Origin of the sequence: Salipiger bermudensis (assembly GCF_019801965.1) — a bacterium.
GTDB lineage: Bacteria > Pseudomonadota > Alphaproteobacteria > Rhodobacterales > Rhodobacteraceae > Salipiger > Salipiger bermudensis_A.
The window spans coordinates 1-15,105 of record NZ_JAHVIA010000014.1; the positions used below are offsets into that span (position 1 = coordinate 1).

12 protein-coding genes are annotated in these 15,105 nt (G+C 61.7%); all 12 read right to left on the reverse strand.

Going from position 1 to position 15,105, the window contains the following annotated elements:
- Nucleotides 1-338: 338 nt before the first annotated feature.
- Nucleotides 339-1,313, reverse strand: a complete 975-nt coding sequence (locus tag KUV62_RS21930; protein ID WP_315901607.1) for a GDP-L-fucose synthase — start codon at nucleotides 1,311-1,313, stop codon at nucleotides 339-341.
- Between the two features lie 5 nt (nucleotides 1,314-1,318).
- The gene (locus KUV62_RS21935) at nucleotides 1,319-2,245 is read right to left on the reverse strand and encodes an NAD-dependent epimerase/dehydratase family protein (protein ID WP_222605896.1); all 927 of its coding nucleotides are present in this window, start codon (nucleotides 2,243-2,245) and stop codon (nucleotides 1,319-1,321) included.
- Nucleotides 2,242-3,363, reverse strand: a complete 1,122-nt coding sequence (gene rfbG, locus KUV62_RS21940; RefSeq protein WP_222605928.1) for a CDP-glucose 4,6-dehydratase — start codon at nucleotides 3,361-3,363, stop codon at nucleotides 2,242-2,244. The genes KUV62_RS21935 and rfbG overlap by 4 nt, the downstream gene beginning before the upstream one ends.
- Nucleotides 3,363-5,114, reverse strand: coding sequence for a hypothetical protein (locus KUV62_RS21945; protein WP_222605897.1), 1,752 nt, complete (start codon nucleotides 5,112-5,114; stop codon nucleotides 3,363-3,365). The genes rfbG and KUV62_RS21945 overlap by 1 nt, the downstream gene beginning before the upstream one ends.
- 75 nt (nucleotides 5,115-5,189) lie before the next feature.
- The gene (gene rfbF / locus KUV62_RS21950) at nucleotides 5,190-5,957 is read right to left on the reverse strand and encodes a glucose-1-phosphate cytidylyltransferase (RefSeq protein WP_222605898.1); all 768 of its coding nucleotides are present in this window, start codon (nucleotides 5,955-5,957) and stop codon (nucleotides 5,190-5,192) included.
- A complete protein-coding gene (gene rfbH, locus KUV62_RS21955; RefSeq protein ID WP_222605899.1) occupies nucleotides 5,954-7,318 on the reverse strand; it encodes a lipopolysaccharide biosynthesis protein RfbH in 1,365 nt (454 codons plus the stop codon). The genes rfbF and rfbH overlap by 4 nt, the downstream gene beginning before the upstream one ends.
- Nucleotides 7,319-7,517: 199 nt before the next feature.
- Nucleotides 7,518-8,642, reverse strand: coding sequence for a GDP-mannose 4,6-dehydratase (gene gmd, locus KUV62_RS21960; RefSeq protein WP_222605900.1), 1,125 nt, complete (start codon nucleotides 8,640-8,642; stop codon nucleotides 7,518-7,520).
- 75 nt (nucleotides 8,643-8,717) lie between these two features.
- Complete coding sequence (locus tag KUV62_RS21965; protein ID WP_222605901.1) at nucleotides 8,718-11,057, reverse strand: glycosyltransferase; 2,340 nt, start codon at nucleotides 11,055-11,057, stop codon at nucleotides 8,718-8,720.
- 29 nt (nucleotides 11,058-11,086) lie between these two features.
- The gene (locus tag KUV62_RS21970) at nucleotides 11,087-11,830 is read right to left on the reverse strand and encodes a sulfotransferase domain-containing protein (RefSeq protein ID WP_222605902.1); all 744 of its coding nucleotides are present in this window, start codon (nucleotides 11,828-11,830) and stop codon (nucleotides 11,087-11,089) included.
- Between the two features lie 19 nt (nucleotides 11,831-11,849).
- On the reverse strand, nucleotides 11,850-12,797 hold the full coding sequence (locus KUV62_RS21975) for an NAD-dependent epimerase/dehydratase family protein (RefSeq protein WP_222605903.1): 948 nt from the start codon (nucleotides 12,795-12,797) through the stop codon (nucleotides 11,850-11,852).
- A 133-nt stretch (nucleotides 12,798-12,930) separates the two neighbouring features.
- Nucleotides 12,931-13,671, reverse strand: a complete 741-nt coding sequence (locus tag KUV62_RS21980) for a phosphoadenylyl-sulfate reductase (protein ID WP_315901608.1) — start codon at nucleotides 13,669-13,671, stop codon at nucleotides 12,931-12,933.
- 150 nt (nucleotides 13,672-13,821) lie between these two features.
- On the reverse strand, nucleotides 13,822-14,985 hold the full coding sequence (locus tag KUV62_RS21985) for an NAD-dependent epimerase/dehydratase family protein (protein WP_222605904.1): 1,164 nt from the start codon (nucleotides 14,983-14,985) through the stop codon (nucleotides 13,822-13,824).
- Between the last annotated feature and the right edge of the window lie 120 nt (nucleotides 14,986-15,105).

Here is a 15,105-nt window from a genome sequence, read left to right on the forward strand (position 1 = left end):
TTCGATCTGAACACGTTCCTTGACGCTCAGTTGCGTGTATACCGCTCCCATGGCAGGCTCTCTCCATTAGATAACCATCTGTTTTCTAATGGGAGTCGCACTTGAGGGTAGCGCGCACCCTTGCTCGCTAAAAAGTCACGGAATGTTTATTATGTAATAATATATGCATCGTGCCGGAGACATGCGAAAGCGCCCAGTTCTTTCTGGGCGAACCCTGAGGGGAAGACCGGAGACGAGGCCGGCACGCAATCGCAGGCCCCCGGGAAGCTCGGTTCGCGCAACTACCCGGTCAGGGGCGCTCGAGTGAGGCCCCCAACCGGTGCGAAAGATCTGGTGTGTTACTTCGCCCGAAGCTCCGAGACCGGTTGCGACAGGAACCACTCGTAGGTCTCGCGAATGCCTTCCTCGAGACCGATGCGGGCGGTCCAGCCCATCTGCGCCAGGCGGCTCACGTCCATCAGCTTGCGCATGGTGCCGTCGGGCTTGCTCGGATCGGTGGTGATGCGCCCCTGGAAGCCGGTGACCTTCGCGACCATCTGCGCCAGTTCCAGGATCGTCACGTCGCTGCCGGAGCCGACGTTGATATGGCTCAGCATCGGCTGGGTATTGGCCTCGTAGATCGTCTTGTCGAGCTCCAGCACGAAGAGCGACGCCTCGGCCATGTCATCGACATGCAGGAACTCGCGCATCGGCTTGCCGGAGCCCCAGATCACCACCTCGTCGCGGCCGTCCAGAGCGGCTTCGTGGAAGCGCCGGATCAGGGCCGGTAGAACGTGGGAGTTTTCGGGGTGGAAATTGTCACCGGGGCCGTAGAGGTTGGTGGGCATCACCGAACGATAATCGACCCCGTACTGGCGGTTGTAGCTCTCGCAGAGCTTGATCCCGGCGATCTTGGCGATGGCATAGGGCTCGTTGGTCGGCTCGAGCGTTCCGGTCAGCAAGGCGTCCTCGCGCATCGGCTGCGGCACCGCCTTGGGATAGATGCAGGACGATCCGAGTTGCAGGAGACGCGTGACCCCGGCGGCATGGGCCTCGTGGATCACGTTGCACTCGATCATCAGGTTTTCGTAGATGAACTCGGCCGGGTAGGTGTTGTTGGCATGGATGCCCCCGACCTTCGCCGCGGCGAGGATCACCACGTCGGGCTTCTCGGCCTGCATGAAGGCCCGCACGTCGGGCTGCGAGGTCAGATCGAGCTCGGCAGAACTGCGGGTGAGGAGCTCAAGCGCCTCGCCGGCGCTCTGGCGCGCCTGAAGCTGACGCAGGATGGCCCCGCCGACCATGCCGCGATGACCGGCAACGTAGATTTTCATGGCGTTCAAATCTCCCGAGTTTCCCTGTCCGAGCGCGCCGCCTGCAACATCTCGAGGACGCCGTGCTCCAGGGTGATCGATGGTGTCCAGCCTGGCAGACGAGGGCCGTCCAGGTAGGGATGCATCACTTCGGTCGCCTTGTAGGGTTTGGCGCCCCAGGCGACATCCAGCTCAAGACCGGTGACGCGTTCGATCCGGCCAACCATGTTTCGCAGCGAGGCCGCTTCTCCGGACAGCACGAAGTAGCATTCCTGAGGGGCCCCTGCCCCGGCTTCGATACGGGACCCGGCAGCCAGCACGGCCGAAACCACGTCGTCGACATGGATGAAATCCAGAACCTGCTCCCCGGGCGACAGCTCGAGACGCCGCCCCTCGAGCGCCGCGTCGATCAGCAGCCGCATGAGACGGGGTCGCCGTTCTCCGGGGCCGTAGATCAAGGACGGTTTGAGCGTGATCATCCGCAACCGGTCACCGCGGGCGTAGTAGGCCGCGATCTGCGCCTGGGCGAGCTTGGTCGCCGCGTAGAGCGAGTTGGGATCCGGCGCGCCGGAGGCATCGTGTTCGAGATAGGTGCCAAGATTGACGATCCGCATCTGCTGCAGATCGCTGCGTGCCAGCCCTTCGAGCAGGGCCGTGAACAGACCCAGGTTGGAGCGGATCAGATCGTCGACATCCTCGATGCGGTAATCCGTCAGCACGCGGCTGGCGCAGTGATACACGATCTCCGGAGCGAGATCGCGGACGGTTTCGATGATGCTCTGGGTATCGTCCGCGACGACGACCTTGCATTGCGTGCGCGCCTCCTTGGGAAGATTGCCCAGATCCGCGCCCGTGCGGGTAAGCAGGACAATGTCCCGCGCGCCCTCGTGCACGAGCTTCTGGACAAGCTTGCCGCCCAGGAAACCACTCGCCCCCGTAACAAGCCGTGTCATGCTGCCAGAGGGGAAAGCATACGTGAAATCTGCTCGCTGACGATCTGGCGCCGCGCCGCCGGATCGCTGGATCCATACCATTGCGCCGTCATGCCGAGAGCTTCGGACGTGGTGAAGCGCGGAGCCCATCCGAGCCATTCCAGCGCCGCCGTGCAATCGAGCTTGAGCCAGGTCGCCTCGTGCAGATCCTGCGGATCAACCTGTTCCGTCCAGGAAAACCCGTCTCCCAGGTGTTCCTGAAGCACGGTCATGACTTTGCGGACATTCATCGCTTCGCTGTCCCGCGGCCCGAAATTCCACCCCTGCGCCACGTCCCTGGGGCGTTCGTAGCTGGCCTGGATCAGCGTCAGGTACCCTGAGAGAGGTTCAAGGACATGCTGCCACGGCCGAATGGCATGGGGGGCGCGGATCGTCAGCGCGTTGCCGGTGCAATGGGCCCGCATGGCATCGGGGATCAGCCTGTCGAGACTCCAATCCCCGCCACCGATCACGTTCCCGGCCCGCCCCGAACAGACCGAGACACCGTGGTCGTCATAGGCGTCGGGGTGAAAGAAGCTGTTGCGGTAGGCGCTGGTGACGAGCTCGGCGCAGCCCTTGGAATTGGAATACGGGTCGAATCCGCCCATCGGGTCGTGTTCCCGATAGCCCCAGATCTGTTCCCGGTTGTCATAGCATTTGTCCGACGTGACGATCTGGATCGTCTTGAGGTTCTTCAACTGACGGCACGCCTCGAGCAGGCGCACTGTCCCCATGACATTCACGTCGTAGGTCTCGACCGGCTCGCGGTAGGACAGGCGGACCAGCGGCTGGGCGGCCATGTGAATGACGATCTCGGGATCAAAGTCGAGCAACGCCCTGGTCATCTTTTCGCTGTCGCGAATATCGCCGATGACATGGGTCATCCGGCCGGACAGTTCGAGCTCTTCGAAGAACGGAGCGAAGCCGGAAACGGTCCCCTCGGAGACGGGCGCCAGAGCGTAGCCACAAAGCTCGGCCCCCATCTCGAGAAGCCATTCCGACAGCCAGCCTCCCTTGAAGCCGGTGTGGCCGGTCATGAACACCCGTTTGCCAGCCCAGAAATCCGGAGCGACCACCTGGCTCTGTGCATGTGCAATCATCACGTTCCAATGCCCTCGTTGCATGTAGAGATCCGAGCGTCGCCGTTCTGGCTGTCGCGCTCGACGCCGACCAACTCGCTCGCCCGGCTTTCGAACAGGGTCAGCGCAGCCGGTATATCGATATGGTACCCACGATTTTCAGCCGATTTCCGGGGCAGGAAATCGAAGCCGTGAGAGCGGCCCAACCGACAGGCCGGCTCGATGTGCCAATCCCAGGCCCGATTGTCGGTGAAGCCCGCCGGGCCATGCAGCATGACATGGAGATCGAGAAGGAAGATCCCGGCGACCATGCCGCTCCCATAGGGGTAGATCCCAAGACGTGCCCCGTCCGCAACCACCACCTTTTCAGGCAGTGTCAGACCGGCCATGCGCACCAGGCTCAGGCGCGGCCCATGCCGCTCGCGCAGCGCGGCGATGATTTCGTCGCAATAGGCGTCCTCGATCTCCTGCCCGTCTCGGAACTGGCGATAGGTCGATGTCATCCCATCCACGAGCACGGTCATGTCCGGACCGAAAAGCTCGACGATCTTGTCGCTCAGCTGCAGGACGAACTGCTTTTCGTTGATCGGGTTCCGGCTCCCGGGGCGCCGCCCGACACCGAGGACCATCCTCTTGCGTTCGGGCGTGCGGGCCAGGTCGAGCAGATCGGCATGACCATCCCCCCGGCGCTTCCGCAGCAATGCCCGGCCGCTCTTGATCACCCTTCGGGTGGTCTCGTCCAGGGGCAGCTGGTGGCTCAATTTGACGAAGAGCTCGTCGCGTGAATCGTGAAAGAACGGGATCGTGACCTGGACCCGCTCGGTCTTTTCCGACGTGCGGATGCCACGATAGAAGGTCTCGGCGGCCGCCAGGCCGCCTTCATCGAGAAGCACCTTGTCGATCATGCCTTGACGAAGGAACTGCTCCGTCAGCTCCCAGCCCGCCAGGTCATTGATGATCGTATGGCCGAAGTTCCGGCTGAACCCCAGGGCACTGACGATCGGCCTTTCGTCCCTGTCGGCGCTACCGCGCGCGGAAACGGTCCGCGGCGTTTCCCGCCGCTCTTCCAGACGCCGCAGCAGGCGGAACAGGGTGTTGGGGATCTTGATGAAGGCGTTGTCCTTGCCGACAAGGGCGATCAATTGCCCGTCGTCGAACATCGCGACCGTGGCGCGCAGGATCGGCTCCGCCGCATTGCCTCCGAAAAGAAACGCCAGCTGGACGCCCGGATGTTCGAAGACGTATCCGACGGCGGCATGCCCATTGCTGTCCAGCGCGAGGAAGGAGCTGTCGGGGGGCACGCGGGTCAAACGCCCATTGCGCATTAGGGGAATGTCGACCGCGTGCCGCCGAACCGCATCGACCATCATCGGCGCGGGGCTGACGGTCCTCTGGTGCCTGAGGCGCACTTCCAGCTCTTGTTGTTGCCGCAGTCTGACCAGCTGCTCGCGCTCGAGCTCGTAGGGAACCAGCTCCGGAACGAATTTCGGATTTTGCGAGAAGGTGGTCGACCACAAGTCCAGCAGGGGCATCGGTTCCATTCCGGCGAAGCCGAAATCATCGATGCCCCGATCGGAGAACTCTTTCTGCAAATGCGCGCACAGTCCCATCGAGTCACGGAAGATGGTGCCGGGATAGACCTGCCTGACGATCGACTTGATATGCTCCGCCTTGAACCAGCGGGTCTCGTAGGTCGAGGCGAGGTAATCCAGTGCCGCCATACGGGAGGTCTTGATGGCCTCGTCCATTCGCGCGCGATCGAACAGTGGCATGATGAGGCTCCCTTATCGGTGACAAACTAGAGCAGCGCAGTTGGAGGTCGGGCGCCACGGGCGCCCAAGAGCAATTTACCAGCTTTTCCAGGGCGCTCCGTCGGGGCTCTGCCAAAGCGCCTCCAGGTTCTGCTTGTCGCGCAAGGTGTCCATCGGCCTCCAGAACCCATTATGGAAATAGGCCTGCATCTCGCCATCGGCGACCAGGTTGCGCATGGGCTCCTGTTCCCAGGTGGTCTGATCGCCTTCGATATAGTCCAGCACAGACGGCTCGAGGACGAAATACCCCCCGTTGATCCGGCCGCCATCGCCGACCGGCTTTTCGACGAACCCGCTGACCTTGTGATTGTCGAGGTCCAGCAGTCCGAAACGGCCGGGAGGGGCCACCGCGGTCACCGTTGCCTTCCGGCCATGGCTCTTGTGGAAATCGACCAGGGCCGTGATGTCGATGTCCCCGACCCCGTCGCCGTAGGTGAGGCAGAACGTGTCGTCGAGAAGGTGCCCCACCCGCTTCAGCCGTCCGCCGGTCAAGGTCCCCTCGCCGGTATCGACCAGCGTGACCTTCCACTTCTCGGCGCGAGGGTTTTCAAGCGTGGTGGTGCCGGCTTCGAAATCGAAGGTGACATTCGACATGTTCATCGCGTAGTTCGCGAAGAAGTTCTTGATGACCGTGCCCTTGTATCCCAGGCAGATCACGAAGTCATTTATGCCATGCTGGCTGTAGATCTTCATGATGTGCCACAGAATCGGACGGCCTCCGACCTCGACCATCGGCTTGGGAATGGTCGCCGTTTCCTCGGCCAGTCGGGTGCCATATCCCCCGGCAAGAATAACTGCTTTCATGAGAGAAGCTCTTTCGTAATGTCGGACAGGGTTTCCACCATGTAATCCATCCGGGCATCGTCGATACCCGGCCAGACACCCAGCCAGAATGCATCGTTCATAATCTTGTCGGTCACGTCCAGGCTGCCGTGGACGCGGTAATTCTGATCCTTGAAGGCCGGTTGCCGCACCAGGTTGCCGGCGAAGAGCAGCCGGGTGCCGACCTTGCGCTCCTCGAGGCGGGAGGTGACGGCGGTCCGCTGCAGGCCGGACCCGTCGCGAACCGTCATCAGGTAGCCGAACCACGAGGGGTTCGAACCTGGGGTCGCTACGGGCAGGTGATAATACTCATCCAGCCCCGCGGCCTTGAGGCGATCGGTCAGCCCCTTGAAGTTCTCGCGGCGGCGCTCGACGAACAGGTCGAGCTTGTCGAGCTGGCTCAGACCCACAGCGGCCTGCATGTCCGAGACCTTCAGATTGTAGCCGATATGGCTGTAGGTATACTTGTGGTCGTAGCCTTCGGGCAGATCGCCGAGTTTCCAGCCGAAGCGCTTGCCGCAGGTGTTGTCCTTGCCCGGCTTGCAATAGCAATCCCGTCCCCAATCCCGGAAGGACTCGCAGATGCGGGCCAGCCGCATCGAGTCCATCAGGACCGCGCCGCCCTCTCCCATGGTGATGTGATGCGCGGGATAGAACGACAGGGTCGCAAGATCGCCGAAGGTTCCCACGCCCTTGTCACCGATGGTGGCACCGAAGGCGTCGCAGCAATCCTCGATGAGGTAGAGGTCGTGCTTCTTGCAGATCTCGGCGACCCGGATCACGTCGAACGGGTTCCCCAGGCTATGCGCAATCATCACCGCCCTGGTCTTCTCGGTGATCGCGGCTTCCAGGGCGTCGACATCGACGTTGTGGGTCTCGAGATCGACATCGACGAAGACCGGCACACAGCCGTTCTGGATGATCGGGGCAACCGTCGTCGGGAAGCCCGCCGCCACGGTGATGACCTCGGATCCGGGCATGATCCGCTTGTCCCCCAGCTTGGGCGAGGTCAGCGTCGTGAACGCGAGCAGGTTCGCCGCGGAGCCCGAAACGGTCAGCTTCGAGAGCTTCCGTCCGAAGCTCTTGGCCAGGTTGGTTTCGAACTGATCGGCGAAACGGCCTGCGGTGAGCCACATGTCGAGGCTGGCATCGATCAGGTTCAGGCCATCCTTGGTATCGAGGACCTTGCCCGACGGCGGGATATAGGTCTCTCCCGGGATGAACTCGGGCTTCGGAAGCGCGTCAAAATAGGTACGAGCTGCCGCCAATACGCTCGCCCGCAGCGCCTGCTGAGCATCGTCAGCCTGCGAGGAAGGCGGCTTCTGGGTCTCGTTCGTCGTCATTTTTCCAATTCCAATCCGGTTATGTCTACAGCACAGGCGCAAGCTTGGCCGCTCCCGCGCGACCGGCAGTCACGTGGTATCGGCTGCCTTTTTCGCGAACAAGGGCACAAGGAACGCAGCGGGCATTCTTTCTCCTGGGTCGGCAGCGCCACAACAGGGGCAGATCTCATGCGAGAGCCTCCGCGCGGCGCCGATCGGCTCACCCGTTTTCGAGGCTGACAGGAAGCGCCATTCCATGCTCCTTGAGCAGGGCATGACGCCGGGCCGCCTTGAGGTCATCCGCCACCATCTCGGCACACATTTCCTGCGCGGTGATCTCCGGCACCCAGCCCAGCTTTTCCTTGGCCTTGGTCGGATCGCCCAGCAGGGTGTCCACCTCGGCGGGGCGGAAGTAGCGCGGGTCGATCCGCATCACCACGTCGCCGGTCTTGACCAGCGGCGAGATGGCGTTGTCGACCGACTTTACGGTGGCGATCTCGTCGACACCCTCGCCGGAGAACTCCAGTTCCATGCCCAGCTCCGCGGCGGTCCAGGTGATGAACTCGCGCACCGAGTACTGCACGCCGGTGGCGATGACGAAATCCTCGGCCGTGTCCTGCTGCAGCATCATCCACTGCATGCGGACATAGTCCTTGGCATGACCCCAGTCGCGCAGGCTGTCGATATTGCCCATGTAGAGACAGGGTTCGAGGCCCATCGCGATGTTGGACAGGCCGCGGGTGATCTTGCGGGTCACGAAGGTCTCGCCCCGGCGGGGGGACTCGTGGTTGAAGAGGATGCCGTTGCAGGCATACATCCCGTAGGCCTCGCGGTAGTTCACCGCGATCCAGTAGGCATACATCTTGGCCACAGCGTAGGGCGAACGCGGGTGGAACGGCGTTGTTTCGGTCTGCGGGATCTCCTGCACCAGCCCGTAGAGCTCGGAGGTCGAAGCCTGGTAGAACCGGGTCTTCTTCTCCAGCCCGAGGAAGCGGATCGCCTCGAGCAGCCGCAGGGTGCCGGTACCATCGACATCGGCAGTGTATTCCGGCGCCTCGAAGCTGACCGCCACGTGGGACTGGGCGCCGAGGTTGTAGACCTCGTCGGGCGCCACCTCGGAGATGATCCGGGTCAGGTTCGAGGTGTCGGTCAGATCGCCGTAATGCAGCTTGAAGTTCTGATCGCTGACATGCGGATCCTGGTAGATGTGGTCGACCCGCTGGGTATTGAACAACGAGGCGCGACGCTTGATCCCGTGCACCTCGTAGCCCTTGGCCAAGAGAAACTCCGCGAGATAAGAGCCATCCTGTCCGGTCACGCCGGTGATGAGGGCACGTTTGGTCATGTTCTCTCCGTTAAAATCTCGTTGTGAAGGCGCGGGCTGGAGACCATGCGGAAAATGCGCGCCTGGCTCCTTGCCTCAGCTGGCCCGTACACTCAACGCCTCCAGTTTGGTGTGCGTGTCGCGGTTCTCCAACGCCTCTCTCAAGGCGGCACGGTAAAGGGCAATATGCCGCGCAACCGCCGTCTCAGGATCATTGTGTCTATGAGCCTTGAGATGTCCGCGCAGACCGCGGCGGAGGGCCTCGGGGCTGCCGGCATCCGCCAGCGCCCAGGAAAGGCCGTCGGCAAAATCGTGCACGTCTTCGAAGCGGGCGATGTAGCCGGTCTCCTTGTGGCTGACCAGTTCGGGCACGTTGCCAACCGGGAAACCGACGACCGGCGTACCGGAAAGCAGGGTCTCGACGACTGTCAGCGGCGCGTTGTCGCCGCGCGAGGGAAACGCGAAGACATCCGCCGCAGCATAGATCAACGACATCTTCGTTTCGTCCGAAACATGCCCCATGCTGTGTGATGGCACGCCGAGATCCAGCGAGCTGGAGCCGAAGAACACGCCTTCGACGCCCTCGGCCTCGCCACGCGCCTTCAGGATCTCCATGGCTTCGGCCAGGATGTCCCCCCCCTTTCGCCGATTTCCGAGGCTTTCCGCCCCGAAGACCACGAGCTTCTTGTCGAGCGGCAGCCCGAGCTTGCGGCGTGCGACCAACCTGTTGGTCGGACGGAAACGATCGACGGGCAGCGCATTCGGGATCATGTGAACCGGGCGATCACCGAGCAGCGAGCTATTGCGGGCGCAATCGCTCAACCACTGCGAAGGGCACACGACATGCAGGTTCTTGATCTTGGCGTAGCCCTCGCGCCGGGCCTTCCAGGTCTCATGCGCGATCTCGCTCTTGCCGCCCAGGAGCGGACAGTCCCGGCACTCTCTGGTGTAGCCTTCGCAGCCCTCGGAGTAGTGGCAGCCTCCCGTGAAGGCATTCATGTCGGCCAGGGTCCAGATCACCGGCTTGTCGCCCACCACGTCACCGAGATTTTCCAGATCGATCATGCCAACGACCCAGTGCATGTGCACGATGTCGGCGCGGTCGAACAGGATCCGGTTCTCCCGGAAGTCGACAATGCTGCCGGCCTTCGAGAACATCTCGCTCGCCTTCATGTCCGGCACATCATCGGCCGTAACCACCGCGGCCTCCTTCCAGGCCTTCCGCACCTCCGGCTCCTTCAGCCGTGGTGCGCCCGGCAGGTCGGGGATCACCGTGTCGACATGGGCATGCCCGCTCTTGCGGAAGAGACAATAGATCTCAGCGTTCAGCCCTTTGCGGCGCAGAGCCTCCACCCTGCGCTGGCTGCCTATCCCCGCGCCGCCATGATCCGAGGTCGTCAGCGTCGCGATGGTCTCAAGGCGCGGTTCCTGCACCACTTCGACGCTTGCGTCCTCGGCAAGTTGGCGCAGCTCGTCGAACGGATACCCGGCCCAGCCGCCACTCTCATTCCCGCCGGCGCGGTGCAGCCCGTAGGCCAACGCGGCGCGAAGAAACTGCGGCCGGTTGTAATGTCGTGCAATCGTCTCGAGCCGCTGCGGGCGCAGCAGATGCAACCTGGCCAGGATGGCGACATCGTCTTTCGCCATGCCGGGAAAGTTGCGCGATACCATACGTTCGCGCTCACCGTAGAGCTTCCCCATATTGGTGCTCGAAACACCCGTGTCCCTAAAGAACATGACAGGCTTGGGGACCTCGAAATGGCTGACGCCATCAGCATACATCCGGGTCGTCAGATCCCGATCGGCGTTGATGAAGTACCTCGTGTCATAGGGACCGAACCGCTCGTAGAGATCACGCGAAACCAGCATGGTCTCGTGCCGCAGCGGCATTCTGAAATAGACCCCGTCATCATATGGAAAACTGGGCTGGCATCTTATGAAATTTCCACGCCCATCGACATAATTAGCCATTCCCGAGACGAAATCCGCACCCGACTCGAACTTCGCGGCCACCAAGGTTTCCACGCAATGAGGAGAATACCAGTCGTCCGAATTGAGGATCAGGATGTAATCGCCCTGCGCCAGCTCAAGCCCCTTGTTCATCGCGAAATAAAGGCCACGATCCGGCTCGGATACGTAATACTCTAGAGCATCCTCGTATTTCTTCAGGATATCCAATGTCCGGTCCGTAGAGCCGCCATCGACGATGATGTGCTCTACGTTCTGATATCCCTGCATCATCACCGAACGAATGGTCTGTTCGATCGTTGCTGCCGAGTTCCAGCAGACGGTCACGATACTGACCAGAGGGATATCAGAAGCTGCACGGCCCTCCATTCCTTTCAGGCGCCTGCCGCCTTCGGCCAGCCTGGAACCTGTCAGGTCGGGGTAGGTCGCATAGCATCCTACGTGAAAATTCTTTTTCAGATGGGACATGTATTCTGGAAACCTCGGCAGAGCTTCAATTACACGGAGTATCCAAAATACTGCATTTCATCCCTTAATATCTCATTAATCTCCGTTACCGTTTCAGGCTTCAGCTTTCTCGCATGATCCCCCGGAATAACTTGCCGCTTATGCTTTTCGGGATCTTCGTGATCCACGGTGAAATCTATCTTGTTCCCAAGGCGCTCTTTCAGGGAGTCCGTCATGGGCTGACCGGAAAACTCGATTATTTTCGAAAGCCATGCGTCTGTTTCGAGAACCATTTCCTCGTAACGCAAGAATAGAACACCCTCGCCACGATCGACGAATTGCCTCAGGAGTCTCATTCTGTCGCGATAACTATGAGCATACCCCAGAACATATTCATCTATGCTCTTCTCGGCAGTCTTGCTGCGCATTTCCTCGAAAGCCGCTCTTTTGGCAGGATCAACAGGAATTTTATGCGATTTTGCATATGAGAAATATGCCGAAACCAGGCAATCCCTCGGGTCCCTGACCTGAACAACGAGGCGCATATTGTCCAGGATAGGCATATCGCGAACGTAAATCCCCCTGGCGACGCCGTAATACACGCCCTCCAGTTTCATTTTACCCTGATACTCCTTGAAGAAATCGGGCTCGGATTTCGAGGATTCCTGGGATCTCTCAGCAATGCGATCGATATCGAACCCCGCTTCCGCGTAGAAATCCAGAAGGATCAGATCACAGATACTGCTCCCTGCCTTGGGCATCGATATGCTCAGAACGCTCGTTTTCGGTGTCATGGATGCTCTTTCTGCCCGGTTAGGAGACGCGGTAGTATTCGTAGGTTTTGCGGATGCCATCGAGGAACGGGGTGATGTGATCCTCCAGCAGGACCTTCACGTCTCGCGGGCTCGCGATCACGTCGCGCGGTTCCGTCGCGATCAGGTCGGCCGCCGGGATCTGGTTGTAGTTCAGCGTCTGGCCGGTGGCCGCCTCGATGGCCTCGACGACATCCCAGAGCGTGGTCGAAGTGCCGGAGCCAAGCATGTTGACCTTCGCCACCTCCTGCCCGAGCCGCACGCGGTTGGCCTGGGTGGCGATCCCGAAGCCCACGTCACGCGAGAAGATGAAATCGCGGCTCTGCTTCCCGTCACCATTGATGGTGACCGTGTCGCCGGCAATCGCGGCGCGCGTGAAGGCGTGGATCGCGCTCTTCTTCTTCACCGAATGCACCCCGAACACGTTGGTCAGCCGGACCACCGAGAAGCGCGCACCGCGCAGCTCGACCAACTTCTCGAGAACCATCTCCTCGGCGGCCTTGGACGCCCCGTAGAAATTCTTCGGGCAATAGGCGGCATCGACGGTGACCTCGAAGGTGCCATCGAACAGCGCCCCGGCGGTCGAGATCAGGATAAAATGGTCGCCCGGGCGCACCGCCTCGGTCACGAACTTGGCCGGATGGGAGATGTTCGCGGCGATGAAGTCGAGCGGACGGTCCTTGGACTCGGCAACGCGCGTCTCGCCCGCGAGGAATACGAAGGTGCGCTCGACATCGTCCCGCGCGGCGAGGAACTCCACCGCCTCGGCGCCTTGGTAGGGGCCGACATGCAGCGCCACGTCCAGAGCCTCGTGACCGGGAACCGCATTGGACAGGTCGTCGATCACCACGGGGGTGAAATCTGCAAAATCCGGGGTCTCCCGAACGATGTCGAGAATGTTGCGCCCGACGAAGCCAAGCCCTCCGACCAGGATCAAAGCGTGCGTCATGTTGTTGTGCCTCTTTCGCTTGGGCCGCGGGCCTGCCCGGGCCTGCCGAGTTGTCTTTCAGTCTCCCGGTCTGCTCTGCGGCAGAGCGAGACCGCGTCTTCCATGCCCCTCTTACAGCAGCCGAGCCTCACTTTCATCCGTTCCCCCGAACGACCTTGCCTCCGCCGAAGTGGATGCCGCATTCGGTCTTCTCGCTCTCAGCCCAGCGGCCCGCGCGGGCATCCTCGCCGGGGCGGACGGCCCGTGTGCAGGGCGCGCAACCGACCGACAGGAACCCCTGCCCTTTCAAGGGATGCTCGGGCAGGTCATGCGCCTCATAATAGGCCGCAACCTGCTCCGCCTGCCAGTTCAGCAGCGGGTTGACCTTGAGCCAGCGGTCCTGGACCTCGAACAGCGCGAGTTCGGAGCGGGTGCTGGCCTGCCCGCGCTTACGGCCGGTGATCCAGCAATCGAGGCCCCGCAGCGCCTGGAACATCGGCAGCGTCTTGCGCACGTGGCAACATAGATCCGGATTGCGCTTGTGAAGCTCGCCGTCGGGGTCGTCGGCAGCTACGCCCGCCGGGCGCGGAGTTACAGTCTGGATATTGCACAGCCCGAGCCGTTCGATCAGCGCATCTCGGTAGCTCAGGGTCTCGGGAAAGTGCTTCCAGGTGTCGAGAAAGATCACCGGAACATATGGGTCGATCCTCGAGACCATGTGCAGGAGCACCGCGGCTTCCGTGCCGAAGGACGACACCAGCCCGATCTTGCCCGGGAACTCGCTGCGGATGGCCCCCTGAAGCACCTCTTCCGCCGAATGCGCCTCGTAACGGGACGCGAGATCCAGCGCACGGTCGCGCTGCTCCAGGCGGGCATTGGTTTCATAAGTGGACACGAAGAACTCCCGAAGGCTGACACATGTGCACAGGAACCGAAATGCCGCCGCAGACGCGCGAGGTCCACGGCAAGGGCAGACGTGACGCGTGCAATTCCAATATCTGGACGGACGGGGCGCATAATTTTTAGGCGCCCCGTCCGGATCAGCTTAGCGCCAGAGCGAGACGCAGGGGATCTTGGTCTTGTCGCAGCGCTCGGCGTATTTCTGCGCGATGTCCTTCACCTCCTCGAGGAGGCCCCCGGCGTCTTCCAGGCGGATCGGCTTCAGGCCGAGGCCGAGGAAGCGATCATTGGCCACGTGGAGATCGTTCTCGGCAGCCTCGTTGCGCGGGTTGTCGAGATAGGCGATCTCGGCGCCCATCATGTCGTGGATCATCTGCGCAAGATCCCGGACCCGGTGGGTTTCGGTCATCTGGTTGAGGATGTTGACGCGCTCGCCGGCTTGCGGCGGGTTGTTGAGCGCCAGCTCGATGCAGCGGCAGGTATCCTGGATGTGGATGAAGGCACGGGTCTGGCCGCCGGTGCCATGCACCGTCATCGGGTAATCGACCGCCGCCTGCATGACGAAGCGGTTCAGCACGGTGCCGTAATCGCCGTCATAGTCGAAACGGTTGATCAGCCGCTCGTCCATCTTGGTCTCTTCGGTCTGCGTGCCCCAGACGATGCCCTGGTGCAGGTCGGTCACCTTGACGCCGTCGTTCTTGTTGTAGAACGCGAACAGCAGCTGATCCTGCGACTTGGTCATGTGGTAGATCGAGCCCGGGTTGGTCGGGTAGAGGATTTCCTGCTCGCTCTCGCCCTCGGGGGTCTGCACCTTCACCTTCAGGTAGCCCTCGGGGATCTTCATGCCGGCGGTGCCGTAGCCGTAGACGCCCATGGTGCCGAGGTGGATCAGGTGCACGTCGAGACCCGATTCCACCACCGCGGCCAGCACATCGTTGGTGGCGTTGAGGTTGTTGCTGACCGTGTAGCGCTTGTGCGCCGACGACTTCATCGAATAAGGCGCGGCGCGCTGCTCGGCGAAGTGGATGATCGCGTCCGGCTTCTCGTCCTGGATCAGGGTCAGGAGGCGATGATAGTGCTCGCCCACGGTGAAGTTGTGGAACTTGATCTCCTTGCCGGTCAGTTCCTTCCAGACCCGCAGACGCTCGCCGATCGGGCGGATCGGGGTCAGGCTGTCAACTTCCAGCTCCAGGTCGATTTCCCGACGAGAAAGGTTGTCGACGATGATCACGTCATGGCCACGGTTCGACAGATAGAGTGCGTTCGGCCAGCCGCAGAACCCATCTCCACCCAGGATAACAACCTTCATCTTCTTCAATGCCTCGCTTGCGTATGATGCCATGACCCGTTTAAGCGACATGCGCCCGAAGTAAAGGCCGGACCGGCAAAACCCTGCTTAAGGTTGTCCGTGCGCATCACGGAGATGAGC

Excerpts from the sequence above, each read along its gene's own strand:
- KUV62_RS21930 (WP_315901607.1), bottom strand. The coding sequence starts at position 1,313 with ATGAAAATCTACGTTGCCGGTCATCGCGGCATGGTCGGCGGGGCCATC.
- KUV62_RS21935 (WP_222605896.1), bottom strand. The coding sequence starts at position 2,245 with ATGACACGGCTTGTTACGGGGGCGAGTGGTTTCCTGGGCGGCAAGCTT.
- rfbG (WP_222605928.1), bottom strand. The coding sequence starts at position 3,363 with ATGATTGCACATGCACAGAGCCAGGTGGTCGCTCCGGATTTCTGGGCT.
- KUV62_RS21945 (WP_222605897.1), bottom strand. The coding sequence starts at position 5,114 with ATGCCACTGTTCGATCGCGCGCGAATGGACGAGGCCATCAAGACCTCC.
- rfbF (WP_222605898.1), bottom strand. The coding sequence starts at position 5,957 with ATGAAAGCAGTTATTCTTGCCGGGGGATATGGCACCCGACTGGCCGAG.
- rfbH (WP_222605899.1), bottom strand. The coding sequence starts at position 7,318 with ATGACGACGAACGAGACCCAGAAGCCGCCTTCCTCGCAGGCTGACGAT.
- gmd (WP_222605900.1), bottom strand. The coding sequence starts at position 8,642 with ATGACCAAACGTGCCCTCATCACCGGCGTGACCGGACAGGATGGCTCT.
- KUV62_RS21965 (WP_222605901.1), bottom strand. The coding sequence starts at position 11,057 with ATGTCCCATCTGAAAAAGAATTTTCACGTAGGATGCTATGCGACCTAC.
- KUV62_RS21970 (WP_222605902.1), bottom strand. The coding sequence starts at position 11,830 with ATGACACCGAAAACGAGCGTTCTGAGCATATCGATGCCCAAGGCAGGG.
- KUV62_RS21975 (WP_222605903.1), bottom strand. The coding sequence starts at position 12,797 with ATGACGCACGCTTTGATCCTGGTCGGAGGGCTTGGCTTCGTCGGGCGC.
- KUV62_RS21985 (WP_222605904.1), bottom strand. The coding sequence starts at position 14,985 with ATGAAGGTTGTTATCCTGGGTGGAGATGGGTTCTGCGGCTGGCCGAAC.